Source organism: Luteimonas sp. Soil_N_1 (assembly GCF_057656255.1).
In genome coordinates, this window is sequence record NZ_JBDGKS010000001.1 from 1,094,282 (window position 1) to 1,119,201 (window position 24,920).

Sequence of the window (24,920 nt, forward strand, 5' to 3'; positions counted from 1 at the left end):
GTGTCGCATCCGCGAAGCGGTTCGATCAGTAGCGGTAGTGGTCCGGCTTGAACGGGCCTTCGACCGGCACGCCGATGTAGTCGGCCTGTTCCTTCGACAGCGTGGTCAGCTTCACGCCGATCTTCTCGAGGTGCAGGCGCGCGACTTCTTCGTCGAGCTGCTTCGGCAGCAGGTACACCTTGTTCTCATAGCTGTCCTTGTTCGCCCACAGGTCGATCTGCGCGAGCGTCTGGTTGGCGAACGAGTTCGACATCACGAAGCTCGGGTGGCCGGTGGCGCAGCCGAGGTTCACCAGGCGGCCGTCGGCCAGCAGGAAGATCGCGTTGCCGTTGCCGAAGATGTACTTGTCGACCTGCGGCTTGATGTTGATCTTCTCGACGCCCTTCAGTGCGTTGAGCGCGTCGACCTGGATCTCGTTGTCGAAGTGGCCGATGTTGCAGACGATCGCCTGGTCCTTCATGCCCTGCATGTGCTCGACCGTGATGATGTCCTTGTTGCCGGTCGTGGTGACGTAGATGTCGCCGCGGCCCATCGTGGACTCGATCGTGTTGACCTCGAAGCCTTCCATCGCCGCCTGCAGCGCGCAGATCGGATCGATCTCGGTGACGACGACGCGCGCGCCGTAGGCACGCAGCGACGCGGCGCAGCCCTTGCCCACGTCACCGTAGCCGCAGACCACGGCGACCTTGCCGGCCAGCATCACGTCCATCGCGCGCTTCAGGCCGTCGGCCAGCGACTCGCGGCAGCCGTAGAGGTTGTCGAACTTCGACTTGGTGACCGAGTCGTTGACGTTGATCGCGGGCACCAGCAGCGTGCCGGCCTGGGCCAGCTGGTACAGACGGTGCACGCCCGTGGTGGTCTCTTCGGAGACGCCCTTCCACTCGGCGACGGTGCGGGTCCAGAAGTCCGGACGCTCGCTGCGCACGCGCTTGAGCAGTGCCTTGATGACCTGCTCCTCGTGGCTGCCGCCGGAGCTGTTGACCCAGCTCTCGTCGCCCTTTTCGAGTTCAAAGCCCTTGTGGATCAGCAGGGTCACGTCGCCGCCGTCGTCGACGACCAGCTCTGGACCGATCAGGCCGCCCTTGCCGTCGGGGAAGCTCAGCGCGTCGAGCGTACAGTCCCAGTATTCCTCGAGCGACTCGCCCTTCCACGCGAACACCGGCGTGCCGGTCTTGGCGATCGCGGCGGCGGCGTGGTCCTGGGTCGAGAAGATGTTGCACGACGCCCAGCGCACGTCGGCGCCGATGTCCTTGAGGGTCTCGATCAGCACCGCGGTCTGGATCGTCATGTGCAGCGAACCGGTCACGCGCACGCCCTTGAGCGGCAGGGTGGCGGCGTGCTTCTTGCGGATCGACATCAGGCCCGGCATCTCGTGCTCGGCGATGTCGAGTTCCTTGCGGCCCCAGTCGGCGAGCGTGATATCGGCGACCTTGTAATCACCTTCGGTCGAGAAGGTCTTCAGCTGTGCGTTCATAGCAGGCTCCGTAGTGGAATGCGCCACGCGCATTCGCGATTACGGGCGCCGTTCACAGGACACCGCGCCGAGCCTGGCCGTGCATTCCACGGTCGCAGCGCCCCTCGGCGAGGCGATCCCCATTCTATCGCAGGGCATGTCGGAGGCGTTGCAGTCTGAACATGCCTTCAGCGGGGAGGCGTCATCTGGGGTTTACCCCAGTGCGCCTGGCGGCTCGGGCAGGCGAGCATCACCGGTCTCCCGATCGAGGTGTGCAGATGGTCAACATGGTCCACGACGGCGGCGGTTCCGCGCCGGTCACCCAGCCGGGCGCGCCGGTCCAGCCGTCTTCCGACGCACGCGCGCACCGCGCCAATGGCACCGAGACAATCGATTCGCTTGCCGCGCTTTACGCAGTCAGCCCGGAATCGATCGTGGCTGCCAACCCGCAGCTCGCGAATGCCCCGTCCAACGGCGGCAATCCCATCCAGGCCGGTGACCAGCTGCAGATCCCGGCCTCGCCACAGAGTGTGGCGGGCGACATCGAGACCGGCGACGCGAACCACTCCACCACCGACGTCAAGGTGACGCTGAAGGATGCCAACGGCAGCATCACCTGGCAGCCGGACAGCGCTGCGCTGAAGCTGACCGACGAGCAGAAGACGGAGCTCGATTCCAATCGCCCCGAGGGCGCCGGCAAGCACACGAAGGGCGCGTCGATCTCACTGGCCAACGAGCATTCGGTGACGCTCACCGAAAGCCGGGGTGACGACAGCACCAGCTTCTCGGTCAAGACCCAGACGGAGGTCACCCTGTCGGCGGAGGCCACCGCCGGCGGCCGGGCCGGCGGTGCCGATGTCGCGGCCAGCGGTTCGACCGGGTTCGAAAGCACCTACAAGGTCACGTTGCCGGGCGAGGCGACGGTGGAGCAGGCGGCCGCGGTCAATCCGTTCGACCCGACCACCGTGCCCGTCGGCGGCAGTGTGACGCTCGACAGCCAGACGTTCGCGGGCACCTCGCTCGAAGGGTCGTTCCGCCACATCGCGGCCAAGTCGGAGCTTCAATACAACGCGGGCGTCAGCTACACGCTCGAGCGGGTCGACTCCGACACCGTCCGTGTCACGACCGGACCGACCGAGACCCTAAACGCGTTCAACGGCGTCGGCATCAAGGTCGGCGACGTGTCCGCGCTGGCCGGGCGCGAGGACCAGCTCCACGGTGCGACGCTGCAGACCGCCGAGTTCGACATCTCGACGGCGGAAGGCCAGGCCGCGCTGTCGCACTTCAACACCACAGGACAGATCGCGGACACCACGCCCGGCGTGGGCAACGTCGCCACCATCGACCGGATCGACTTCTCGTCGCAGACCCAGTTGCGCGCAGAGGCCGGCGATCTGAGCCTGGTGCTGGGCGGCCAGGCCAATCTCGGCAGTTCGGTCAAGGTGACCTACCCCGACGGGTCCTATTCTCTGACCACCGATCTCGGCTATGGCGCCAACGTGCCGCTCACCGTCGAACAGCGTTTCGATGCGCAGGGCAACGAACTGCCTGGCGAACGCCGCTTCGAATTCGAGGTCAGCACCGACCGGCCGGAATACAACTGGATCGAGCGCAACATCCTCGGCAAGAACGAGGCAAGCGAAGAGCGTTTCCTCGCCGAGCAGCTGAACTGGGCGATCGATGGCGATCCGTCGAGCGGTCGCGTGGCACCGGGCGAAACCGTGACCCTGTCCTTCACCGAGTCGCAGATCGATACGCTGATCGGACAGATCCAGTCGACCGTCGAGGGCAACAACATCGCCGGTGCCAACAACGATCTGCAGTTGCTGTTGAACAGCCGCGACGGTGGCGATGTACCCAACTCGATGGAGTTCGCCGTGTCGCTGGCCCGCAACCTCGGCAGCGAGGACGGTGGATTCATCGACAAGCTGTTCCGGATCTCGTCCGGCGCCGATGGCGACAACGCCAACAGTGTCTACGACGGCATCGATGTGTCGGTGAGCGGCGATGCATCGCGCGGCGGCGGCATGTAACGCACCGCGACCGGTACGATTCTGCGGCGGTGGATTCCGCCGTGTTTCCAGGGGCGCACGTTGCGCCCCTTTTTTCTGCCTGCACGATCGCGCGGATGGGTGCGAGGGTCGCGAGGCCGCGTTCCGCGCCGGTCGTCTGCCCCGGTCCGCACCGTTGCGCAAGTCCCGTCGGTCCTCCGTCGGATGCCGCGGAGGCACATCGCGTGCCGGTTATGCTCGACGACCCGTGTGCTTCCGGATCGCCTGCCGATGTCCCCAACGACCTCCCGCCGTCGACTGTCTCTCGTCGTCTCCGCCACGCTGCTCGCCGCAACGCTCTGCAGTGCGCCCCTGTTCGCGCAGTCTGCACCGGCGGCGACCGCCGACGCAGGGGGCTACCAGTTGCCACCCGATGCATTGCGCGCGATCGTCGACGCACCGCGTCCGCCGCGCTTGTTGTTGAGCCCGCAGCGTGACCTTGCGGCATTCCTGCAGACGCCCGCGCTGCCGTCGATCGCGGAGGTGTCCCAGTCCGAGCTCAAGCTCGGTGGTATCCGCATCAATCCGAAGACGTATTCGACCAGTCGCGCCTCGTTCGTGACCGATCTGTGGCTCAAGCCGATCGACGGCGGCGACGAGCAGCGCATTGCCGGACTGCCGGAGCCGCTGTCGCTGGCTTCGCTGCTGTGGTCACCGGACCAGCGGCACATCGCCTTCAGCCAGGTCGACATGCAGGCGGGCGAAGTGCAGCTGTGGATCGTCGACGTCCAGACGCGCCAGGCACGTCGCCTGCTTGCGCAGCCGCTCAACGCGGTGGTCGGCAACGGTTTCGAATGGATGTCCGACAGCGCCGGACTGCTGGTGCGCCTGCGCCCCGACGGGCAGGGCGCGGTGTCGCAGGAGGAGAGCGTCCCCGCCGGACCGAACGTGCAGGAAACCGGTGCCGGCGGCACGGTGCAGCAGCTGCGGACCTATCAGGACCTGTTGCGCAGCGAGCAGGATGCACGCGTGTTCTCGCACTACATGACCAGCCAGCTCGCGCGCGTTGCGCTCGACGGGACCGTGTCGCCGATCGGCACGCCCGGCCTGACCACGAGCGCGACCGTGTCGCCCGATGGGCGCCACATCCTGCGGCAGCAGATCGACCGGCCGTTCTCCTACCAGGTGCCGTATACGCGGTTCCCGCGTCGTATCGAGGTGGTCGGCCTCGATGGCCGCGTCCAGCACACTGTCGCCCGGCTGCCGCTGGTCGAAGGCCTGCCGGTCGGCAACGATGCAGTGCCGACCGGCGTGCGGTCGGTGGCATGGCGCAGCGATGCGCCGGCCACGCTGTCCTGGGCCGAGGCGCAGGACGGCGGCGATCCGGCACGCGAGGTCGCGGTGCGCGACATCGTGTACATGCAGGCCGCGCCGTTCCGCGGACAGCCGCAAGTCCTGGCCGAACTGTCGATGCGCTATGCCGGCACACGCTGGGGCAGCGGCGATCTCGCGCTGCTGAGCGAGTACTGGTGGCGCACCCGGCAGATCCGCGAATGGCGCCTGCATCCCGATGGCGGCACGGCGCCGGTCAAGATCCGTGACGGCTCCTACGAGGACCGCTACGCCGATCCGGGCCTCGCGGTGATGATGCCCGACGACACCGGCAACAGCCGGCTGTTGATCGCTGCCGACGGCAACAGCATCTACCGCATCGGCGATGGCGCATCGGAGGAGGGCGGCCGGCCGTTCCTGGACCGGCAGAATCTCGCGGACGGCAGCACCGAGCGCCTGTTCCATTCGCAGGCCCCGTACTACGAGTCGCCCAGTGCGGTGCTCGATGCCGAGGCCACGCGCCTGCTGACCTCGCGCGAGACCCAGACCGCGCCGGCGAACCACGTCGTGCGTCGTCTGGACGCGCCCGATGCGGCTCCGGTGCCGCTGACCGCGTTCGAACATCCCACGCCGCAGCTGCGCGACGTGCAGAAGGAACTGGTGCGCTTCAAGCGCAAGGATGGCGTGGACCTCAGCGGCACGCTGTATCTGCCGGCCGGCTATGACGCCGGGCGCAACGGCCCGCTGCCGATGCTGATGTGGGCGTATCCGGGCGAGTTCAAATCCGCCGACGCCGCCAGCCAGGTCACCGACTCGCCGCATCGCTTCAACGCGATCGGCTTCTGGGGGCCGCAGGCCTATCTGGCGATGGGCTACGCGGTGTTCGCGGATGTGTCGATGCCGATCATCGGTGAGGGCGATGCGGAGCCGAATGACACCTACATCGAGCAGCTCGTCGCCAGCGCCGAAGCCGCGATCGATGAAGCGGTGCGCCGCGGTGTCGCCGACCGTCGCCGCATTGCGATCGGTGGGCATTCCTACGGTGCGTTCATGACCGGCAATCTGCTGGCGCATTCGCGTCTGTTCGCCGCCGGCATCGCCCGCAGCGGCGCGTACAACCGTACGCTGACGCCGTTCGGCTTCCAGGCCGAGGAGCGCAACTACTGGCAGGCGCAGGAGACCTACCTGAAGATGTCGCCGTTCAACTATGCCGGCGACATCAAGGACCCGATCCTGCTGATCCACGGCGAGGAGGACAACAACTCCGGCACGTTCCCGATGCAGAGCGAGCGCATGTTCGCCGCGATCAAGGGGCTGGGCGGCAATGCGCGGCTGGTGATGCTGCCCAAGGAATCGCACGGCTACCGCGCGCGCGAATCGATCCTGCACATGCTCTACGAAACCAACGCCTGGCTCGAGCAGTACGTGAAGAATCGACCGGCGGAAGACGCGGCGCGCTGACGTCGATGGCCTCCCGCATGCGCGGGAGGCCGACTGCACCGCAGGACAGGTAGAGCGCAGCGCAGCCCATCATCGACCTGGCTGCGCGCGACGACAGAGCGCGAAGCGACGCATTCGGCATCCGGCGTACGGCGCGCTGTCTCCGCTGTGTCGCTCAGGCCCATTCCGGCGACGGCAACTCCGCGACCGCGCGCCGCATGCTGTCGTTCCAGTGATTGCGGATCGACTGCAGATACGCGTCGCCGTCTTCGAAGCGCTGCTGGATCTCGACCTTGAAGCTGTCGCGCCTGTAGACCAGCAGATCGATCGGCGGGCCGACCGAGAGGTTGGAGCGGATCGTCGAATCGAACGACACCAGCGCGCACTTGGTCGCGGTGACCAGGTCGGTGTGGCTGTTGATCACGCGATCGAGGATCGGCTTGCCGAACTTGATCTCGCCGGTCTGGAAGAACGGCGTCTCGCCGGCGCTCTCGATGAAGTTGCCTTCCGAGTACACCAGGAACAGACGCGGCGCTTCGCCGGCGATCTGGCCGCCGACGATGAAGGAGCCGCTGGGGTCGATGCCGCCGTCCCGCAGATAGGCCTCGTCGCGACTGCGGATCTCGCGCATCGCATCGCCGACCACCTGCGCCACCTGGAACATCGACTGCGCGTTGAGGATGCCGACGCGTTCGGGTTCGTGGCGTGCGCGATGCTCGAGCAGATTGAGCACGTTCTGCGTCAGCGAGAGGTTGCCCGACGACAGCGTGACCACCACGCGTTCGCCCTCCTGGGCGAAGACCCGCATCTTGCCCGCACGGCGGATGTGGTCCACGCCGGCGTTGGTGCGCGAGTCGGAGGCCAGCACGAGGCCCTCGTCGAGGTTCAATCCGATGCAGTAGGTCATGTCATGTCGCGGTACAGCGCAATTGCAGGCGCCATTGTGCCCCGCGATGACGGGCAGTGACAGCTCAGCTCGTGCGCTGCCGCTGGAACTGCCGGATCACCGGCGGTTCGGAGGGGGCGGCACCGGTGGTCATGAACTGCCGGTGGATCTCCACGCCCAGGCGCGACAGTCGGGTCATCGTGTCCTGCAACCACGGTTCCAGGCCGCCGGCGATGATCTCATCGATGCGCGCATAGCGCGACTGCGCCGCCAGTGCACCGGCCTGGCGCGCGACTTCCAGCGACTCGCCGCCCGAAAGCTGCTGCAGGATCTGGTGGATCGCGCCGACGCAGGTCTGCAGCGAGCGCGGGTTGTCGTCGTTGAGCAGCATCAGCGCTGCAACACCGGCAGGGCTCACGGACTCGCGGTACAGCCGGCGATAGGTCTCGAAAGCGGACAGCGCCTGCAGCAGCGCACTCCACTGGAAGTACTGCGTGGCGTCGCGCGCTTCACCGGTCTCGGGCAGTTCCTCGTCACTGCTGATCATGTCGAGCAGCCGGATCGACCACTCGGCGCGCTCGACGAATGCGCCGAGCTGCAGGAACTGGTAGCCCTCGCCGCGGCCGAGTGTGCCGATGGTGATGCCGCGGAATGCGGCCGAGCGGGTCTTGACCCAGTCCAGCGCACTGCTGAGGCCCTGCTGGCGCAGCCGGTTCGCATCCAGACGCCGGATCTCGAGCCAAGAGCTGTTGAGGTCCTCGTACATTTCCGCGGTGATGGCCACCCGCTGCGCGCGGGCATTCTCGCGCGCAGCGCGCAGGCAGCTCAGTACCGAGCCGGGATTGTCCGGCGACAGCAACAGGTGCTGCACGACGCCTTCGGCATCGATGCGCCCGTGCGATGCCTGGAAACTCTGCACCAGCCCGAGCGAGTCGAGCGCGCGACGCCACGGCGCCGCCTGCGCCTTGCCGCGATCGAGGCGCTCTGGCAGCAACGCGATGCGCTGCGCCATGTCGAGCAGGCGCGCGGTGTTCTCGGCGCGCTCCATGTTGCGGGCCACCCAGTAGAGATCGTTCGCGGTGCGGCAGAGCATGGGTCAGCGCCTGTTCGGATGGCCGGCACGCAGCGCGCCGACGGACGTGTGTGTGCCGGGGCGGGCGTCGCGGCAGACGGACATCGCGCGCCTCATGCCTCCATCACCCAGGTGTCCTTGGTGCCGCCGCCCTGTGACGAGTTCACCACCAGCGAGCCCTCGCGCAATGCGACGCGCGTCAGCCCGCCGGGCACCACATGGATGCGCTGTCCGCTGAGGATGTAGGGACGCAGATCGATGTGGCGGGGCGCAAGGCCGCTCTCGACATAGGTGGGGCAGGTGGACAGCGACAGCGTGGGCTGGGCGATGTAGTTGCCCGGATCGGCCAGGATGCGCGCCCGGAACTCCTCGATCTCCGCCTTCGTCGATGCCGGCCCGACCAGCATGCCGTAGCCGCCGGCACCGTGGACTTCCTTGACGACGAGTTCGGGCAGGTGCTCGAGCGTGTACTTCAGGTCGTCCGGATTGCGCAGCTGCCAGGTCGGCACGTTGTGCAGGATCGGCTCTTCGCTGAGGTAGTAGCGGATCATGTCCGGCACGTACGGATACACCGACTTGTCATCGCCGACGCCGGTGCCCGGTGCATTCGCCAGCGTGACGTTGCCGGCGCGGTAGGCGCCGAACAGGCCGGGCACGCCTAGCATCGATTCGGGCCGGAACACGGTCGGGTCGAGATAGTCGTCGTTGATGCGGCGATAGATCACGTGGACCCGCTGCGCGCCGCGTGTGGTCTGCGCGTAAACCATGTCGTTCTGCACGAACAGGTCGGCGCCTTCCACCAGTTCCACGCCCATCTGCTGGGCGAGGAAGGCATGTTCGAAATAAGCCGAGTTCGCCGCGCCCGGGGTCAGCACCGCGACCACCGGATTGTCGACGTTCGCGGGCGCGCACTGGCGCAGGATGTCGAGCAGCGCATCGGGGTACCGCTCGACCGGCGCGATCTGCTGGCGCGCGAACAGCTCGGGTGTCAGCCGCGCCATCATCCGGCGGTTTTCCAGCATGTAGGACACGCCGGACGCCACGCGCAGGTTGTCTTCGAGCACGTAGTACTCGCCGTCGCCGGCGCGCACCAGGTCGATGCCCGAGACGTGGGAATAGGTGTTGCAGGCGACCTTGAGCCCCTGCATTTCCTTGCGGTACTCGCTGTTGTCGAGCACCAGTTCAGCGGGGATGCGGCGGTCGCGCAGGATGCGCTGCTCGCCGTAGATGTCGCCGAGGAACAGGTTCAGCGCATGCACGCGCTGGCGCAGGCCGGCCTCGAGCATCTTCCATTCCCGCGCCGGCAGGATGCGCGGGACGATGTCGAACGGGATCAGCCGCTCGTTGCCCGATTCCTCGCCATAGACCGAGAAGGTGATGCCGACGCGGTGGAAGGAGATCTCCGCCTCGCGGCGCTTGTGCGCGACCTGCTCGTCGGGGGTGGCCTGTCGCCAGTCGTCGAAGCCGCGATAGTGCGGGCGGACGTGCCCATCGGCATCGTGCATCTCGTCGTAGCTGGGCGGCATCGTGTGACAGGCTCCGTGAGCAGCGCGCGGGCGGATCCGTGCTGCACTGCACAGATAGCATGCGAACTCGGCGATGCACAACGGGTGACGGCACCGGCCACGGCCCAACGGAAAACGGGCCGCATGTGCGGCCCGTTCCGGGATTGACGCAGTCGCGGCAGACGCCGCAGCCCGATCCCTTACTTCAGCTTCGCATCCGCACGCAGTGCATCGGCGCGATCGGTCTTCTCCCACGAGAACGACGTCGCGTTGTGCGAAGCGCCGGCGCCGTCGGTATAGCTGAAGTCCTTCGGCTTGCGACCGAAGTGACCGTAGGCCGCCGTCTGCTGGTACATCGGGTGGATCAGGTCGAGCATCTGGATGATGCCGTACGGGCGCAGGTCGAAATGCTTGCGGATCAGCTTCTCGATCTTCTCGTCCGGAATCTTGCCGGTGCCGAAGGTCGTCACCGAGATCGAGGTCGGCTCGGCGACACCGATGGCGTAGGACACCTGCACTTCGCAACGGTCGGCGAGGCCGGCCGCGACGACGTTCTTGGCGACATAACGCGCAGCGTACGCAGCCGAGCGGTCGACCTTCGACGGATCCTTGCCCGAGAACGCACCGCCACCGTGGCGCGCCCAGCCGCCGTAGGTGTCGACGATGATCTTGCGGCCGGTCAGGCCGCAGTCGCCCACGGGGCCGCCGATGATGAACTTGCCAGTCGGATTGATGTGGAACTTGGTGCCCTTGTGCAGCCACTTCGCCGGCAGCACGGGCTTGATGATCTCTTCGCGGACGGCCTCGATGAGATCCTTCTGCTTGACGCCCGGATCGTGCTGGGTGGACAGCACCACCGCATCGATCGCGGTCGCCTTGCCGTCTTCATAGCGCAGCGTGACCTGCGACTTCGCGTCGGGGCGCAGCCACGAGAGATTCGAATTCTTCTTCTTGCGGATCTGCGCTTGGCGCTCGACGAGGCGGTGCGACAGGTGGATCGCGGCCGGCATGTAGCTGTCGGTCTCGTTGGTCGCATAGCCGAACATCAGGCCCTGGTCGCCAGCACCCTGCTGCTCGGGGTTCTTGCGATCCACGCCCTGGTTGATGTCGGGCGACTGCTTGCCGATCAGGTTCAGCACGCCACAGGTCTCGCCGTCGAAACCGACGTCGGAGCTGTTGTAGCCGATGTCGAGGATCACCTTGCGGGTCAGCGCTTCCAGATCGATCCATGCGCTGGTCGTGACTTCGCCGGCGACGATCGCCACGCCCGTCTTGACCATCGTTTCGCAGGCCACGCGAGCGCGCTTGTCCTGCGCGAGGATCGCGTCGAGGACGGCATCGGAAATCTGGTCGGCGATCTTGTCCGGGTGGCCTTCGGAGACCGACTCGGAGGTGAAGAGATAGCTGGACATCAGGCCTATATCCCTATATTCGGATGAAAAGATGGGACGAAATGATACAGCGACCGCCCCGGAAATGCATTCTGCCCTGCAGAAGATTGCGCTGCGGTTAAGCGCGCCGCCGGCGTCCCGACTGTCACAGGCCTGAAAGCGCGCTGCAATGCGCGCGACGCGGCGCAGGCACAGGCTGCGCGCATCCCGCCCGCACTGGTTTCCCATGCTCCGGATCGAGGATCGCCTCCGGCAACGCTGGCCCGACTGGTTCCGCGGTCGCCGCGCCCGCATCACGCGCCCGCTGCTGCGTGGCATCGGCCACTGGTCGCGCTTCGACGACATCGACGCATTTCTCGCCGGCAGCGCCCACCTCTCCGGATTCGACTTCGTCGCCGCCTGCAGCGAGCACCTGGGCCTGCGCTTCGAGGTGAGCGACGCCGACGTCGCTCGCATCCCGGCGCGCGGCCGGTTGCTGGTGGTTGCCAACCATCCCTCCGGCGCACTCGATGCGCTGGCGCTGCTGGCCTGCATCGGCCGGGTGCGTCGCGATGTGCGCATCGTCGCCAACGATCTGCTGTCGACAGTCCAGCCGCTGGCGCCGCTGATGCTGGGCGTGCGGATTCTCGGTGGCCGGCCGACCGAAGCCAGCATCGCCGCGGTCGAAGCCGCGTTGCGCGAAGATGCCTGCGTGGTGATCTTCCCGGCCGGTGAAGTCTCGCGACTCGGCCCGGGTGGGGTGCGCGATTCGCGCTGGCGTCGCGGCGTGCTGCGCTTCGTACGCACGACCGGCGCGCCGGTGTTGCCGGTCCGTATCGAGGCGCGTAATTCGCCGCTGTTCTACGGCGTCTCCGCGCTATATCGGCCTGCGGGCACGGCGCTGCTGGCGCGCGAAATGTACGCGCGGCGCACGCGGCCGTTGCGTCTTCGCATCGGCATGCCGCTGGCACTGCCTGCCGATGACGATGGCGATGCCGTGCTGCGTTCGCTGCGCCGTCAGCTCTATGCGATCGGCACCCGCCGCGAGGCCTGCGCCGACGGCCAGGCGCCGCTGGCGCGTCCGGAATCGCCTGCACGTCTGCGCGCGGCGGTCGCAGTGACGGAATGTCTGTGCGAACTCGGCGCCGGTCAGCAGGTGCGGTTGTTGCGCGGCGACCTGCGCAATCCGCTGCTGCGCGAAATCGGCCGCCTGCGTGAGCTGACGTTCCGCCGGGTCGGGGAGGGCACTGGACGCGCCCGCGATCTCGACGCCTTCGATGCGCACTACGACCACATCGTGCTGTGGGACGACAGCGCGGCGCGCGTGGTCGGTGCGTACCGCGTGGCCTGCGGCGCGGACGTGCTCGCGCAGCGCGGACTCGAAGGCCTCTACTCGGCATCGCTGTTCCGCTATGCCGACGCGGCGCTGCCGCGCCTGCAGGCCAGCATGGAACTGGGCCGCAGTTTCGTCGTGCCCGAGTGCTGGGGCGGGCGCGGGCTCGATGCACTCTGGCAGGGCATCGGCGTGTATCTGCAACGTCATCCACAGGTGCGCTGGCTGTACGGACCGGCGTCGATCAGCGCGGCGCTGCCGCGCGATGCACGCGAACACCTGGTCGCGTATTTCCAGTGCTACCACGCCGGCGATGGATTCGCGGTCGCGCGCCGCCCGTTCGCGTTCGCCGGCGACGCGCCATCGTTCGGCGATCTTGACGCCGCATCCGCGCTGACGCGACTGAAGACCGGACTCGCTGCGTTCGGTGCCGGCGTGCCCACGCTGTACCGCCAGTACGTCGAGCTGTGCGAGCCGGGCGGCGCGCGCTTTCTCGCATTCGGCGTCGATCCCGACTTCTGCAATTCCGTCGACGGCCTCGTCGAACTGGACCTGCACCGCCTGCGTCCGCACAAGCGGCGCCGCTACCTGGGGAAGACCGACGCATGAGCCAGCCGACCCGACTGCCACCAGCGCGCCCGCATCACCGCGCGGTGTTCGTTTCCGATGTGCATCTCGGGGCCAAGCACTGCCATGCCGCGGAACTGGCCACGTTCCTCGATGGTCTGCGCTGCGACCGGCTGTATCTGGTCGGCGACATCGTCGATCTGTGGTGGATGGCGCAGCGCCGCGCGCGCTGGGGCGCGCCGCAGATCCGCGTGGTCGAAGCGCTGCACGCATTGCGCCGCGCCGGCACCACGATCGTCTACGTGCCCGGCAACCACGACCGCGCCCTGCGTCGCGTCTGCGGCCTTGCGCTGCCGGCGATGCAGGTGCGCAGGCGCACCGTGCACGAAACCGCCGACGGACGGCGTCTGCTGGTCACCCATGGCGACGATTACGACGCCATCACGCACTTCGGCGGCCTGCAGGAACGGTTCGGCGACTGGCTCTACTACCGCATCCTCACCGGCAACCAGTGGCTCAACCGCGCGCGCCGGCAACTGGGCATGCGCTACTGGTCGCTGTCGGAATTCCTCAAGTCGAAGAGCGGCGCGGCCGAGCGCTACATCGAACGCTTCGTGCAGGCCGGTCTCGACGACGCGCGCCGCCGCGGCCTCGACGGCATCGTCTGCGGCCACATCCATCGCGCGTCGCTGGTCGAACGCGACGGTCTGGTCTACGCCAACGACGGCGACTGGGTCGAAAGCCTGACCGCGCTGGCCGAGGCGCAGGACGGCAGCCTGCGCCTGCTGTCGCACTAGGGCGAGGTGCTCGCGGCCCTGCCTGCGCGGGACGCGAAAGTGCCGGCGGCACTCGTGCCGCGCGCGGCCTGAGGCATCGCCGTCGCGTGGCCGACTGCTAGCATCGGCGGATGGATTCCCTGACCCAGATCGTGCTCGGCGCATCGGTCGCCGCTGCCATCGTGCCTGCCGCCCATCGTCGTGCCGCGCTCGCAGCCGGCGCCGTGCTCGGCACCTTGCCGGACCTCGACGGCATTCCGATCGCGCTGATGACCGATGACCCGGTGCTGCGGATGACGCTGCATCGCGGCCTCACGCATTCGCTGCTGGTGCTGCCGCTGATCGCCGCTGCCATCTGGTGGCTGTTCAAGCGCTTCGGCAAGGGCCGCGTCGCCGAGTCGCCGGTGCGCTGGTTCTGGGCGATCGCGCTGGCGCTGGTCACGCATCCGCTGCTCGATGCGTTCACCGTCTACGGCACGCAGCTGTGGTGGCCGCTCACGCCACCGCCGGCGATGTGGTCCAGCGTTTTCATCATCGATCCGCTGTACACCATCTGGTTGTTGATCGGTGTACTCGTCGCCGCGTTCGCCGGCCCGCGCCTGATCGCCGGTCGCCTGATCGCCGCCGGCCTCGTGCTCAGCACGGTGTATCTGGGCTGGTCGCTGGTCGCCAAGACCCTGGTCGATCGCGAAGCCGATCGCGCTCTGGTCGCGATGGGCCTCGGCGATGCACCGCGGTTCTCGGTGCCGATGCCCGCCAACACCGTGTTGTGGCGCGTCGTCGCGATGACCGACGACGGTTATGTAGAAGGCTTCCGCTCATTGGCGGCCGATCGTGGCCCGATGCAGTTCACCGCATATCCTTCCGATGTCGCCGCACTGCGCGAAAACGCGGGCCTGCCCGCGGTGCAGCGGCTCGCGTGGTTCAACCACGGCTTCATGGGCGCGACTGTCGTCGACGGCACCCTGCAGCTCAGCGATCTGCGCATGGGCAACGAGCCGGACTACTTCTTCCGCTTCGACGTGGCACAGCGCGCCGGCGATGGTTGGCAGTCGGTTCCGCCGACGCAGGCGCCGATGGCGCGCGACCTGGCCGGGACATGGAACGCCACCTGGGCGCGCATCTGGCACGAGCCGGCAGCGCCTGGCCTGGACACCGGCGAGGCAGTCGGCAGCCATTGAGGCCGGATGCCCGGGACCTCAGGCGGCGAGTGTCGGCCTGACGTCACCAGCGACCAGCGCGTCGAAGTAATCGCGGGTCAGCGCGAGCTGCGCGTCGGCGCTTTCGGCGCGATTGACCACGCTGCGGAAGGCGGCGTTCTCCGGGCGATCCTTGGCGTACCAGCCCAGATGCTTGCGCGCGATGCGCACGCCGGACGTCTCGCCGTAGAACGCGTGCAGCGCTTCGAGATGGCCGAGCAGGATGTCGCGGATCTCGGTCAGCGTCGGCGGCGCCAGATGCGTGCCGGTGGCGAGAAAATGCGCGATCTCGCGGAAGATCCACGGTCGGCCCTGCGCGGCGCGGCCGACCATCACCGCGTCGACGCCAGTGTGTCGCAGCACTGCAAGCGCTTTCTCCGGCGAATCGATGTCGCCGTTGGCGAGCACCGGAATCGACAGCGCGGCCTTGATCGCGGCGATCGTGTCGTACTCGGCGGTGCCGGTGTAGTGCTGGTCGCGGGTGCGGCCGTGTACCGCAAGCGCGGCGATGCCGGCGTCCTGCGCGATGCGCGCGATGGTCGGTGCGTTGCGGTGTTCGGCGCACCAGCCGGTGCGGATCTTCAGCGTCACCGGCACGTCGACCGCACGCACCACGGCGTCGAGGATGCGCGCGACCAGTGCCTCGTCCTGCATCAGCGCCGAACCGGCCCAGGCGTTGCAGACCTTCTTCGCCGGGCAGCCCATGTTGATGTCGATGAGCTGCGCGCCATGGTCGACGTTGTAGCGCGCGGCGTCGGCCAGCATCGCCGGCTCGGTGCCGGCGATCTGCACGCCGACCGGCGCCGGTTCGCCGTCGTGATCCATGCGTCGCAGCGATTTTTCAGTCTGCCAGAAGCGCGAGTCGCTGATCGTCATTTCCGACATCGCCAGGCCCGCGCCCAGCCGCTTGCACAGCTGCCGGAACGGCTTGTCCGTGACCCCGGCCATCGGCGCCAGGACCACGTTCGGTTCGATGCGGTAGGGACCGATCTGCATGCCGCTATTGTCGCCGATCGGCGGACGCCGGCCAGGCGCGGTCGGCGAGAGGCGTTCAGCCGCCGGCGGTGAGCCGTGGCATCGCCAGTGCGGCGCCGACGTGTTCGGTCGACAGGCCGGCGTAGCGGTTGGCGAAGCGCACGTGCTCGGCGAACGGGTGGCCATGCGAGGCGGCGTAGGCCGCGGCGAGGGCGCCATTGAACGCATCGCCGGCGCCGGTGGTGTCGACCGGCTCCACCTTGTCGGCGGCCACGCGATAGAACGGGACGTCGTCGCCGCGCAGCAGGTCTTCGCGGTGCGAGACGAACGCGCCGGCGGCGCCAAGCGTGATCACCACGGTGCCGCGCGGCAGCAGGGTGCGGCACAGGCGGTGCAGCTGCGCATCGGGCGTGCCGGCGATCGCGTCGTTGTCGATGCGGTGGCTGGTGTGGCATTCCAGCAGCGCAGCGAACTCGGTCTCGTTCGGGGTCAGGATGTCGGCGGCGGCCAGCAGTTCGCGCAGGCAGTCGGCATTGGCCGGTGCGGGGTTGAGCATCGTGGTGGTGCCGGCCGCACGGGCCAGGCGCATCGCTTCGAGCACGCTGTCGAGCGGCGATTCGAGCTGGGCCAGCAGGACGCGTGCACCGGCGAGGGCCTGGGCCTGGCGGGCGAGCCACGCCGCGCTGAGGTCGGCATTCGCGCCGGCGCCGATCACGATGGTGTTGTGGCCGGCCTCGTCGACGTAGATGCCAGCCGTGCCGGTGGGGTGGACGCTGTCGTGGACCCGCAGGTCGATGCCGTCCGACTCGGCGAGCGCGCGGGCCTGACGGCCGCCTGCGTCATCGCCCAATGCACACAGGAAGCCGGTTTCCGCGCCCGCACGCGCAGCCGCGACCGCCTGGTTGAACCCCTTGCCGCCAGGACCGGTGTGGTACTGGCCGCTCAGGGTCTCGCCACGACGCGGCAGCGAGGCGCAGTTCCACACATGGTCGACATTGAACGAACCGACGACAACGACACGACTCACGCGCACATCCCCTTGTCCCGCATCACTGGCACCGCATTCCGGATCCGGCGTCTCAGACGCCGACGTAGGTCAGCACGCCGGCGATGGTGGCCGTCATCAGCGTGGCGATCGTGCCGCCGAGCACCGCGCGCAGGCCGAAGCGCGCCAGGTCCTGGCGACGGTCGGGGGCGAGCCCGCCGATGCCGCCGATCTGGATCGCGATCGAGCTGAAGTTGGCGAAGCCGCACAGCGCGTAGGTCGCGATCAGGCGGCCCTGCTCGCTGAGCACCACGCCGTCGACGCGGCCGTTGACGATGTCGGCCAGCTGCAGGTACGCGACGAATTCGTTGATGACGATCTTCTGGCCGATCAGCGAACCGACCACCGAGGCGTCCTGCCACGGCACGCCGATCAGCCAGGCGATCGGGGCCAGCACGAAGCCGAAGATCGTCGCCAGATTGGTCGGCTTGCCGATCGCTTCGGCCAGACCGGTGACTTCGCCGATCCACTCCAGCGGGTAGTTCACCATCGCGATCAGTGCGATGAAGGCCAGCAGCATCGCGCCGATGTTCAGCGCCAGACGCAGACCGTCGCCGGCGCCCGCGGCTGCCGCATCGATGACGTTGCTGGTGGTCTTCTCGACCTCCATCTTCACCGTGCCGCGGGTCAGCGGCTCGCCGGTTTCGGGAATCAGGATCTTGGCGATCACCAGCGTGGCCGGTGCGGCCATGATCGACGCGGCCAGCAGATGCTTGGCGTAGAACGCCTGCTCTTCCGGATTGCCGCCGCCGAGCATGCCGACATACGCGGCCAGCACGCCGCCGGCGATGTGCGCCATGCCGCCGATCATCATCGTGATGAGTTCGGATTCGGTCATGCGCGAGATGTAGGGGCGCACCGTCAGCGGCGCCTCGGTCTGGCCGATGAAGACGCTGGCGCAGACGCTGGTGGTCTCGGCGCCCGACACGCGCATCACCTTGGTGATCGCCGAGGCCATGATCCGCACGATGAACTGCATGATGCCCAGGTGGTACATCACGCCCATCAGCGCGGCGAAGAAGATGATCGTCGGCAACACCTGGAAGGCGAAGATGAAGCCATAGGTCTCGATGTTCATCAGCCCGCCGAAGATGAACTCCGAGCCGGCGTTGACGAACGAGAGCACCTTGACGAAGCCGTGTCCCAGGGCGTCGAACACCTCGCGGCCGCCGGGCACGCGCAGCACGACCGCGGCGAATGCGATCTGCAGCGTCACGCCGGTAACGACCAGTTTCCAGTCGACCCTGCGCTTGTTGTTGGAGAACAGCCACGTGATCGCGAGCAGCACGGCCAGTCCGAACAGGCCGAAGCCGATCCGCGTCAAGTCATCCATCATGGCCCCCGGGCCCTTCGCCAAGTCGCGCAGACTAGTGCAGCGGGGCGGCATGGGCAACCACAGCGCCTGTGAAAACGCCGTCGTTCAGGCGTCGCGCGCTTCCACGCGGTTGCGTCCGGCGCGTTTGGCCTGCTGCAGACGACGGTCTGCGACACCGAGCAGGGCCGACACGTCGCCACCGTCGGGCGGGAACGCGGCGAGTCCGGCGCTGAAGCTCAGCGGCAGCGGTCGCCCGTCGCGATCGACCACCAACGACTCGGTGCTCATGTCGCGTCGCAGCCGGTCCAGCCGCTCCCAGGCGCTGCCGGCCGGGCAGCGCAGCAGCAGCACGAATTCCTGGCCGCCGATGCGCGACAGCGACTCGTCGTCCTCCAGCATCGTCTGCAGCCGCAGCGCGATGCCGCGGATCGCGCGGTCGCCGGCGCGTGGGCCGGCGTCGGCGTTGATCCTCCGGAAGCCGTCGAGGTCGAGCAGGCCCAGCGTCAGCGAGCGGCCTTCGCGGCGCGAATCGGCGAGCTGCCGCGGTGCGTGCTGCAGCAGCCAGGCGCGGTTGGGCAGGCCGGTCAGGCCGTCCCGCCCCGACAGGTCCACCAGCCGCTGCATCCGGTACACGACGGCGCAGGCGATCACCGTCATCATCGCCAACAGCAACAGGCGTTCGACCTGTCCGGCAACCGAGGCCACGCCATAGCCCAGCGATGCGGGGCGCGCCTCGCCGGTGCCGGCCATCAGCACGATCACCAGCACCGCGTACTGCACGACCGCCAGCCCGCCGACGTACAGCGCCAGGCGGCCGTCGTTGCGGAGCGCAGTCAGTGCGATCGCCAGCATGTAGAAGTTCCACACCACCACACTGTTGAGTGCGGCTGCCGGCTCGCGGGTTGCCAGCAGCACCAGCACCAGCGTGGTCATGCTGATGTCGTAGCTGGCGGTGGCGTAGGGCAGCCAGGGATGACGACGCTGGCGCCGCGCGAGCGCCAGCCACACCTGGGCCATCAGGTTGGCGAATGCCGCCAGCGCAAGTCCGACCACGACCGTGCGGGTGCCGTGGCCCCCGACCGCGGCGATCAGCGGCAGCAGCAGGATCAGCAGGGAGAGCGCTGCGCGGACGCGCGCGACCATCAGTTCGCCGCCGGCACCGAGCTCGAGCATCACCTCGTCGGCGCGGCCGAACAATGTGGCGACGACGCCCTGCCGGGTGCGTTGCGGTGCGCGCATCAAGACGGTCCCTGTGGCAGCTGCGGCAGCATAGCGCGGGCGGTGGCCGGTGGACGGCGGGCATACTTCCGCATTCCGACCGTTCCAGGAGTTCCCATGCAGTACCGCCGCCTCGGCTCGTCCGGCCTGCAGCTGTCCGCGTTGTCGTTCGGTGCCTGGGTCACCTTCGGCAGCCAGATCGGTCGCAGTGAAGCGCGCAACCTGGTCGCGGCTGCGTGGGACCACGGCGTCAATTTCTTCGACAACGCCGAGGGCTATGCCAACGGCGCGGCCGAAGAGGTCATGGGCGACGTCATCGCCGATCTGCGCCTGCCGCGCGACGGCTACTGCGTGTCGAGCAAGGTGTTCTTCGGCGCGGCCGCCGATCCGCGCCCCACGCAACGCGGCCTGTCACGCAAGCATGTGCGCGATGCCTGCGACGCGACGCTCAAGCGCCTGCGCGTCGATCACCTCGATCTGTACTTCTGCCATCGGCCCGATCCCGACACCCCGGTCGCCGAAACCGTGTGGGCGATGGATGCGCTGATTCGCCAGGGCAAGGTGCTGTACTGGGGCACGTCCGAATGGCCGGCGGCGCTGATCCGCGAGGCCGCCCAGATCGCACGCACGCACCATCTGCACGGTCCGACGATGGAGCAGCCCGAGTACAACCTGCTGCGCCGCGAACGCGTGGAACTGGAGTACGCACCTTTGTATGCAGAGCTCGGACTCGGCACGACGATCTGGTCACCGCTGGCGTCCGGCCTGCTGACCGGCAAATACGCCGATGGCGTGCCGGCCGACAGCCGCCTCGCGCAACCGCAGCTCGAATGGCTGCAGGGCAGCGTGCTCGGCGACGCGAACGCCAACCGCGTCGGGCGGGCAGGGCGCTTCACCGCGCTGGCCGCCGAACTCGGCGTAGCGCCGGCGCCGCTGGCGATCGCGTGGTGCCTGACCAATCCGCACGTCTCGACGGTGCTGCTGGGCGCGAGCCGGGTGTCGCAACTGCTCGAGAACCTGGAGGCGCTGACACTGCTCGATCGTTTCGACGACAACGTCTGGCGGCGGGTGGAGGCGGTGACCGGCTGACGGGTATCGCGCCGAAGTGGTCCGTGCCCGGCGGCGAGGAAACGCCCGGGACAGGGCATGGCCACGCGCAAGCAGGCCGACCCGCACCCCTGCTTGACTAGTGAATGAGAATCACTATCATCGGAATCCCCTACCGGAGGATCCCGACATGCGCGTGTCCCAGTTCCAGGATGCATCCGCTCCCCGCGACGCCCACGACGCCGGCAACGTCCATCCGTTGACCCGCACCCCCGAGGTCATCGAACTCGACAGCGTGCAGTTGCTGCGCGGCCAGCGCGAACTGCGCATCCGGCACGGCAACGAGATCTACCGTCTGCGCCACACCCGCAACGACAAGCTGATCCTCACCAAGTAAACCGCTTTCGCGCGTCGCCGCCCGGTCCCGATGGATCGTGCGGGCGACGCGCCGTGTTGCCCTTCCTCTCTCCAGAGGCTGCCCGCCCGCGCGATCCTCCCCCGCGCCCGCCAGCTCGCCGATCTCCACTTTTCGCGAGCGCCCATGCGTCCCAGCCTGCTGTCCGTCTCCCTGGCCCTGTGCCTGTCGTCCACCGCCGCCGTCGCCGCACCCGAAGGCGAGCCGCGCGACTTCGACCAGATCGTCGTCACCGCCACCCGCACCGAGCGGGCGATCAGCGACGTACCCAATACCGTCGACGTGATCGACCGCGCGCGCATGGACACGTTGCTGGTGCGCGACATCGCCGACCTGTTCCGCTACGAGCCGGGCATCACCGTCGGCAGCAGCTTCGGCCGCTTCGGCCTCAACGACATCCGCATCCGCGGCCTGGGCGGCAACCGCGTGCGTATCCAGACCGACGGCATCGCGGTGCCCGATGCGTTCGCGATCGGCAGCTTCTCCAGCGCCAACCGCAACTTCGTCGATCTCGAGACGCTCAAGCGCGTCGAAGTGGTGCGCGGGCCCACGAGTTCGCTGTACGGCTCCGACGCGCTCGGTGGCGTGGTCTCGTTCGTCACCAAGGACCCGTCGGACTACCTGCGCGCAGGGAAGACTGCGCACTTCGGCGCCAAGATCGGTTTCGAGGGCGCCAACGAGGGCCTGTTCGCCGGTGCGACTGCCGCCTTCGGGGGCGAGCGCTGGTCGGGCCTGGTCGCGGTGAGCCATCGCCAGGGCAAGGAAACCGAGAATATGGGCGAGGTCGGCGGCCAGGGCGCCGCGCGCACGCAGGCCAACCCGCAGTCGTCGAACGGCCGCAGCGTGCTCGGCAAGCTGGTGTTCGCGCCCAGCGATACGCAGCGCTTCAAGCTGACGGTCGAAGGCAACGAGGATGATGTCGACACCGACGTGCTGACCGCCCGTACGACGACACGCTCGCCGTTCCCGCCCTTCACCGAGACCAGGGTGCTGTGGCAGGACGGGCGCGACCACCAGTCCCGCGCGCGCATCACCTTCGGCCACGAGATCGACGGATTGTCGCTGGCGTTCGCCGACAGCATCGATTGGCAGGTCTACCGGCAGGACTCGCGCACGACGCAGGACACAGCGGAAGAGCGTACGCTGACGACGACTGGCAGGCCGGTCGTTCGGGATCGTCGCGAGCGCACGTTCCATTTCGATCAACGCAGCTACGGCATACAGGCCAATGCGCGAAAGTCTTTCGATACCGGGCGCGTGCGTCATGAACTCGTGTACGGGCTGGATGTCGATCAGACCGAGACGAGGCAGAAGCGCGACGGCCGCTACACGGACCTCGACACCGGCGCGGTCACCAACGTCATGCTGCCCGATGTGTTCCCTGTGCGGGACTTCCCGATCAGCGATACGACCAAGGCCGCGCTGTACGTCCAGGACGAGATCATCTTCGCCGACGGTGCGTTCCGGCTGGTGCCGGCGCTACGCGTCGATCACTACCGGCTGTCCCCCGACGTCGACACCATCTTCCGCGAAGACAACCCGACCACGCAGGTCGCCGACCTCAGTGAAACCAGCGTGTCGCCGAAGCTGGGCTTCGTGTGGACGTTCGCCGATGCCTGGTCGCTCTACGGCGGCTACGCGCGGGGCTTCCGCGCGCCGCCCTACAACGACGTCAACATCGGTTTCACCAACTTCCAGTTCGGCTACACCGCGATCCCGAATCCGGATCTGAAGTCGGAAACCAGCGACGGCCTGGAACTAGGTCTGCGCTACTCGAGCGACGCCGCCTACGCCAGCCTCAGCACCTACTACACGCAGTACGACGACTTCATCGAGTCGACGCGTTACACCGGTATCGATCCCGTGTCCGGGTTGATGGTCTACCAGTCGCAGAACATCGCCGACGCGCGTATCCGCGGCGTCGAGTTCAAGGGCGGCGTGTACTTCGACAGCTTCGCACCGGCACTGGCTGGATGGTCGCTGAGGGGCGCGGCGGCGTGGTCGCGTGGCGAGGACCGCACCACGGGTGAGGCGTTGACGAGTGTAGATCCGCTGACCGCGACACTCGGCGTCGCGTTCGACCAGGCAGCATGGGGCGCCGAACTCGCTGGCCGCTTCGTCGGCCGTCGCGACCGGTTGCCGACGGCGCCGGCCGGCAGTACCTACTTCGAAAGCCCCGGCCATGCCGTGCTCGATCTCTATGCGCACTGGAATTTCGCACCGGGCACGCGCCTCAATGCCGGGGTGTTCAATCTCGCCGACCGCAAGGTCTGGCAGGCGGGGCTGGTGCCGTTGATCGCTGCGAGCAGCGCCACGCTCGACCGCTACACCGCGCCGGGCCGCAACGTCGCGGTCAGCCTGTCGGTCGACTTCTGACCATGGCCACCGCCCTGTCGCCGTCCACTACATGCGTCGTCCCCACGCCGTCGCAACTGGCGGCGCTGGGCACGGTGTTGTGTCTGCACCGCCCGGGTGCCGCGCGCGAACTCGGCGGCTGGTCGTCGGCACTCCGCGCGCAAGCGCATTCCGGCCTCGACTTCGACGGCATGCACGAAAGCCTGCGCTTCTTCGATGCCGACGATGTCTGTTGCTGGCAACTGCACCTGCTGCCCGACAGCGACTTTCTCGCCTGGGAGCGTCTCGCCGGCAATCTCCCGCGTTGCAGCGATGTGGCGCCCGGCGGCATCGGCGAGCGTCTGTGGCGCGGCCTCGCACAGCGCATCCGTGGCGGCGCCTGGGAAGCCAGCGTGCTGCGCTTCCAGTCGGTCCCGGCGGCGCCGGAGGAGGGCGGCCCGATGCTGGTCGCCAGTCTCGGCACGCTGTCGCCGCTCGGCATCGACTGCGCGCGTCGCATCACGCGCGGCAACGGCATCACCCCGTCGTCCTCGCTCGACGACTGCTGCTGCCGACGCGCAGCCGCGGCCGCCAGAACCGCGTCGCCAGACGCGTATCGCCATCTGATCCATCTGACGTTTCCCCACTACGAGGTTCCACCGACATGACACCGCAAGCGACTGCGCTGGCACTCGCCGCCCTGCTGGCCGCCACCGCCGCACCGGCTGCCACCCGCACGCCCGCCACCCCGCCTGAGGCCGACCGCAGCGCGATCCTCGGCATGCAGGGCGAATACACCGTGCGTTTCCTGTTCGACGAGACAGTCGTCCTCGCGCCGGGCTACACGCGCAAGGAACCCAAGCGCAGCGGCGGCGACGAAGTCGTCATCGTCGTCGAGGACACGCCGACGAAGATCGTGCTGCAGCATCTGCTGCTCGACGTCAAAAGCGGTCACGTGATCAAGCACTGGCGTCAGGACTGGACGTTCGAAGCGCCGACGCGCTGGGAGTTCGCATCCGATCAGGCCTGGCGCCAGCGCAGTGTGCCCGCCGAGCTGGTGCAGGGCGGCTGGACCCAGTGCGTGTTCGAAGTCAGCGATGCGCCGCGCTACTGCGGCAGCGGTCGCTGGGTCCACGGGAACGGCGCATCGACGTGGACGTCGGATGCCGGCTGGCGTCCACTGCCGCGCCGCGAATACACCACCCGCGAGGACTACAACGCGCTCGCCGCGGTCAACCGCCACACCATCGTGCCCGGCGGCTGGACCCACGAGCAGGACAACCGCAAGGATGTCCGTGATGCAGCCGGCGCCGTCACCTCCAGCATCGTCCGCGAGACCGGCTTCAACGATTACGTGAAGACCGATGCGATCGATTTCACCCCGGCCTACGACTACTGGAAGGCGACGCAGGACTACTGGGCACGGGTGCGCGCGCGCTGGGATGCGCGACTGTCCGCACCTGATGGCGTGCACCTCAAGACGAAGGTCGACGGCATGGCACTGATCATCCCGTTCTTCGAACAGGCGCAGACCGTGCAGGACGGCGGCAGCGTCAGCGACGCTCAGATCGATGCCGTGTTCGCCGAATGGGTGGACACGCCTCGCGACTGAGCGCAGCGCTGACGGGAACCGGAAGGCGGGCGATG

At 68.0% G+C, this 24,920-nt stretch carries 18 protein-coding genes, 1 pseudogene and 1 riboswitch; of the genes and pseudogenes, 10 read left to right on the top strand and 9 right to left on the bottom strand.

The window, feature by feature from the left end; all coding sequences use genetic code 11:
* Positions 1–25: 25 nt before the first annotated feature.
* Complete coding sequence (gene ahcY / locus AC3A4E_RS04985) at positions 26–1,474, bottom strand: adenosylhomocysteinase (protein WP_487630440.1); 1,449 nt, start codon at positions 1,472–1,474, stop codon at positions 26–28.
* A gap of 36 nt (positions 1,475–1,510) precedes the next feature.
* Positions 1,511–1,586: riboswitch (S-adenosyl-L-homocysteine riboswitch) on the bottom strand.
* 145 nt (positions 1,587–1,731) lie between these two features.
* Here ahcY and AC3A4E_RS04990 point away from each other — a divergent pair.
* Positions 1,732–3,486: a hypothetical protein gene (locus AC3A4E_RS04990; protein ID WP_487630441.1), complete on the top strand. Its 1,755-nt coding sequence runs from the start codon at positions 1,732–1,734 to the stop codon at positions 3,484–3,486.
* A gap of 249 nt (positions 3,487–3,735) precedes the next feature.
* The gene (locus tag AC3A4E_RS04995; RefSeq protein ID WP_487630442.1) at positions 3,736–6,237 is read left to right on the top strand and encodes a S9 family peptidase; all 2,502 of its coding nucleotides are present in this window, start codon (positions 3,736–3,738) and stop codon (positions 6,235–6,237) included.
* A gap of 154 nt (positions 6,238–6,391) precedes the next feature.
* Here AC3A4E_RS04995 and AC3A4E_RS05000 read toward each other — a convergent pair whose 3' ends face one another.
* The 4 genes from AC3A4E_RS05000 to metK form a co-directional block, all read right to left on the bottom strand.
* Positions 6,392–7,123: a proteasome-type protease gene (locus tag AC3A4E_RS05000; RefSeq protein WP_487630443.1), complete on the bottom strand. Its 732-nt coding sequence runs from the start codon at positions 7,121–7,123 to the stop codon at positions 6,392–6,394.
* 64 nt (positions 7,124–7,187) lie between these two features.
* A complete protein-coding gene (locus AC3A4E_RS05005) occupies positions 7,188–8,195 on the bottom strand; it encodes an alpha-E domain-containing protein (RefSeq protein ID WP_487630444.1) in 1,008 nt (335 codons plus the stop codon).
* Between the two features lie 92 nt (positions 8,196–8,287).
* Entirely contained in the window at positions 8,288–9,700 is a 1,413-nt protein-coding gene (locus AC3A4E_RS05010) for a circularly permuted type 2 ATP-grasp protein (RefSeq protein WP_487630445.1), read from the bottom strand.
* A gap of 179 nt (positions 9,701–9,879) precedes the next feature.
* Positions 9,880–11,091, bottom strand: coding sequence for a methionine adenosyltransferase (gene metK / locus AC3A4E_RS05015; protein WP_487630446.1), 1,212 nt, complete (start codon positions 11,089–11,091; stop codon positions 9,880–9,882).
* Positions 11,092–11,296: 205 nt separating this feature from the next.
* On the opposite strand from metK, the gene olsF reads away from it, so the two are divergent.
* From olsF to AC3A4E_RS05030, 3 genes and pseudogenes are all read left to right on the top strand, one after another.
* Complete coding sequence (gene olsF / locus AC3A4E_RS05020; RefSeq protein WP_487630447.1) at positions 11,297–12,991, top strand: bifunctional ornithine lipid synthase OlsF; 1,695 nt, start codon at positions 11,297–11,299, stop codon at positions 12,989–12,991.
* Positions 12,988–13,743 (top strand): annotated as a pseudogene (locus tag AC3A4E_RS05025) (UDP-2,3-diacylglucosamine diphosphatase); the annotation flags it as partial. The gene olsF and the pseudogene AC3A4E_RS05025, both read left to right, overlap by 4 nt.
* Before the next feature lie 113 nt (positions 13,744–13,856).
* Positions 13,857–14,906 carry a metal-dependent hydrolase gene (locus AC3A4E_RS05030; protein ID WP_487630448.1) on the top strand — a complete coding sequence of 350 codons (1,050 nt, stop codon included), beginning with the start codon at positions 13,857–13,859 and terminating at the stop codon, positions 14,904–14,906.
* Between the two features lie 18 nt (positions 14,907–14,924).
* Here the strand turns inward: AC3A4E_RS05030 and dusB are convergent, their stop codons facing one another.
* The 4 genes from dusB to AC3A4E_RS05050 all read right to left on the bottom strand — a co-directional run bounded on the left by dusB (position 14,925) and on the right by AC3A4E_RS05050 (position 19,498).
* On the bottom strand, positions 14,925–15,920 hold the full coding sequence (gene dusB / locus AC3A4E_RS05035; RefSeq protein WP_487630449.1) for a tRNA dihydrouridine synthase DusB: 996 nt from the start codon (positions 15,918–15,920) through the stop codon (positions 14,925–14,927).
* 55 nt (positions 15,921–15,975) lie between these two features.
* Positions 15,976–16,926: a ribokinase gene (locus tag AC3A4E_RS05040; RefSeq protein ID WP_487630450.1), complete on the bottom strand. Its 951-nt coding sequence runs from the start codon at positions 16,924–16,926 to the stop codon at positions 15,976–15,978.
* Positions 16,927–16,978: 52 nt separating this feature from the next.
* Positions 16,979–18,280: a NupC/NupG family nucleoside CNT transporter gene (locus AC3A4E_RS05045; protein WP_487630451.1), complete on the bottom strand. Its 1,302-nt coding sequence runs from the start codon at positions 18,278–18,280 to the stop codon at positions 16,979–16,981.
* An 84-nt stretch (positions 18,281–18,364) separates the two neighbouring features.
* Positions 18,365–19,498 (bottom strand): GGDEF domain-containing protein, encoded by a 1,134-nt coding sequence (locus AC3A4E_RS05050; RefSeq protein WP_487630452.1) that lies wholly within the window; start codon positions 19,496–19,498, stop codon positions 18,365–18,367.
* Positions 19,499–19,594: 96 nt separating this feature from the next.
* On the opposite strand from AC3A4E_RS05050, the gene AC3A4E_RS05055 reads away from it, so the two are divergent.
* From AC3A4E_RS05055 to AC3A4E_RS05075, 5 genes are all read left to right on the top strand, one after another.
* Positions 19,595–20,566, top strand: a complete 972-nt coding sequence (locus AC3A4E_RS05055) for a potassium channel beta subunit family protein (protein WP_487630453.1) — start codon at positions 19,595–19,597, stop codon at positions 20,564–20,566.
* 148 nt (positions 20,567–20,714) lie between these two features.
* On the top strand, positions 20,715–20,921 hold the full coding sequence (hemP, locus tag AC3A4E_RS05060) for a hemin uptake protein HemP (RefSeq protein ID WP_487630454.1): 207 nt from the start codon (positions 20,715–20,717) through the stop codon (positions 20,919–20,921).
* 144 nt (positions 20,922–21,065) lie between these two features.
* Positions 21,066–23,315: a TonB-dependent hemoglobin/transferrin/lactoferrin family receptor gene (locus AC3A4E_RS05065; RefSeq protein WP_487630455.1), complete on the top strand. Its 2,250-nt coding sequence runs from the start codon at positions 21,066–21,068 to the stop codon at positions 23,313–23,315.
* A gap of 2 nt (positions 23,316–23,317) precedes the next feature.
* The gene (locus tag AC3A4E_RS05070; protein ID WP_487630456.1) at positions 23,318–23,941 is read left to right on the top strand and encodes a Hemin transport protein; all 624 of its coding nucleotides are present in this window, start codon (positions 23,318–23,320) and stop codon (positions 23,939–23,941) included.
* Positions 23,938–24,885: a DUF6607 family protein gene (locus AC3A4E_RS05075; protein ID WP_487630457.1), complete on the top strand. Its 948-nt coding sequence runs from the start codon at positions 23,938–23,940 to the stop codon at positions 24,883–24,885. Before AC3A4E_RS05070 ends, AC3A4E_RS05075 begins: the two co-directional genes overlap by 4 nt.
* The last annotated feature ends 35 nt before the right edge of the window (positions 24,886–24,920 follow it).

What these genes read in the sequence shown, in the direction of transcription:
- ahcY (WP_487630440.1), bottom strand. Translation starts at nt 1,474, where the DNA reads ATGAACGCACAGCTGAAGACCTTCTCGACCGAAGGTGATTACAAGGTC.
- AC3A4E_RS04990 (WP_487630441.1), top strand. Translation starts at nt 1,732, where the DNA reads ATGGTCAACATGGTCCACGACGGCGGCGGTTCCGCGCCGGTCACCCAG.
- AC3A4E_RS04995 (WP_487630442.1), top strand. Translation starts at nt 3,736, where the DNA reads ATGTCCCCAACGACCTCCCGCCGTCGACTGTCTCTCGTCGTCTCCGCC.
- AC3A4E_RS05000 (WP_487630443.1), bottom strand. Translation starts at nt 7,123, where the DNA reads ATGACCTACTGCATCGGATTGAACCTCGACGAGGGCCTCGTGCTGGCC.
- AC3A4E_RS05005 (WP_487630444.1), bottom strand. Translation starts at nt 8,195, where the DNA reads ATGCTCTGCCGCACCGCGAACGATCTCTACTGGGTGGCCCGCAACATG.
- AC3A4E_RS05010 (WP_487630445.1), bottom strand. Translation starts at nt 9,700, where the DNA reads ATGCCGCCCAGCTACGACGAGATGCACGATGCCGATGGGCACGTCCGC.
- metK (WP_487630446.1), bottom strand. Translation starts at nt 11,091, where the DNA reads ATGTCCAGCTATCTCTTCACCTCCGAGTCGGTCTCCGAAGGCCACCCG.
- olsF (WP_487630447.1), top strand. Translation starts at nt 11,297, where the DNA reads ATGCTCCGGATCGAGGATCGCCTCCGGCAACGCTGGCCCGACTGGTTC.
- AC3A4E_RS05030 (WP_487630448.1), top strand. Translation starts at nt 13,857, where the DNA reads ATGGATTCCCTGACCCAGATCGTGCTCGGCGCATCGGTCGCCGCTGCC.
- dusB (WP_487630449.1), bottom strand. Translation starts at nt 15,920, where the DNA reads ATGCAGATCGGTCCCTACCGCATCGAACCGAACGTGGTCCTGGCGCCG.
- AC3A4E_RS05045 (WP_487630451.1), bottom strand. Translation starts at nt 18,280, where the DNA reads ATGATGGATGACTTGACGCGGATCGGCTTCGGCCTGTTCGGACTGGCC.
- AC3A4E_RS05050 (WP_487630452.1), bottom strand. Translation starts at nt 19,498, where the DNA reads ATGCGCGCACCGCAACGCACCCGGCAGGGCGTCGTCGCCACATTGTTC.
- AC3A4E_RS05055 (WP_487630453.1), top strand. Translation starts at nt 19,595, where the DNA reads ATGCAGTACCGCCGCCTCGGCTCGTCCGGCCTGCAGCTGTCCGCGTTG.
- hemP (WP_487630454.1), top strand. Translation starts at nt 20,715, where the DNA reads ATGCGCGTGTCCCAGTTCCAGGATGCATCCGCTCCCCGCGACGCCCAC.
- AC3A4E_RS05065 (WP_487630455.1), top strand. Translation starts at nt 21,066, where the DNA reads ATGCGTCCCAGCCTGCTGTCCGTCTCCCTGGCCCTGTGCCTGTCGTCC.
- AC3A4E_RS05070 (WP_487630456.1), top strand. Translation starts at nt 23,318, where the DNA reads ATGGCCACCGCCCTGTCGCCGTCCACTACATGCGTCGTCCCCACGCCG.
- AC3A4E_RS05075 (WP_487630457.1), top strand. Translation starts at nt 23,938, where the DNA reads ATGACACCGCAAGCGACTGCGCTGGCACTCGCCGCCCTGCTGGCCGCC.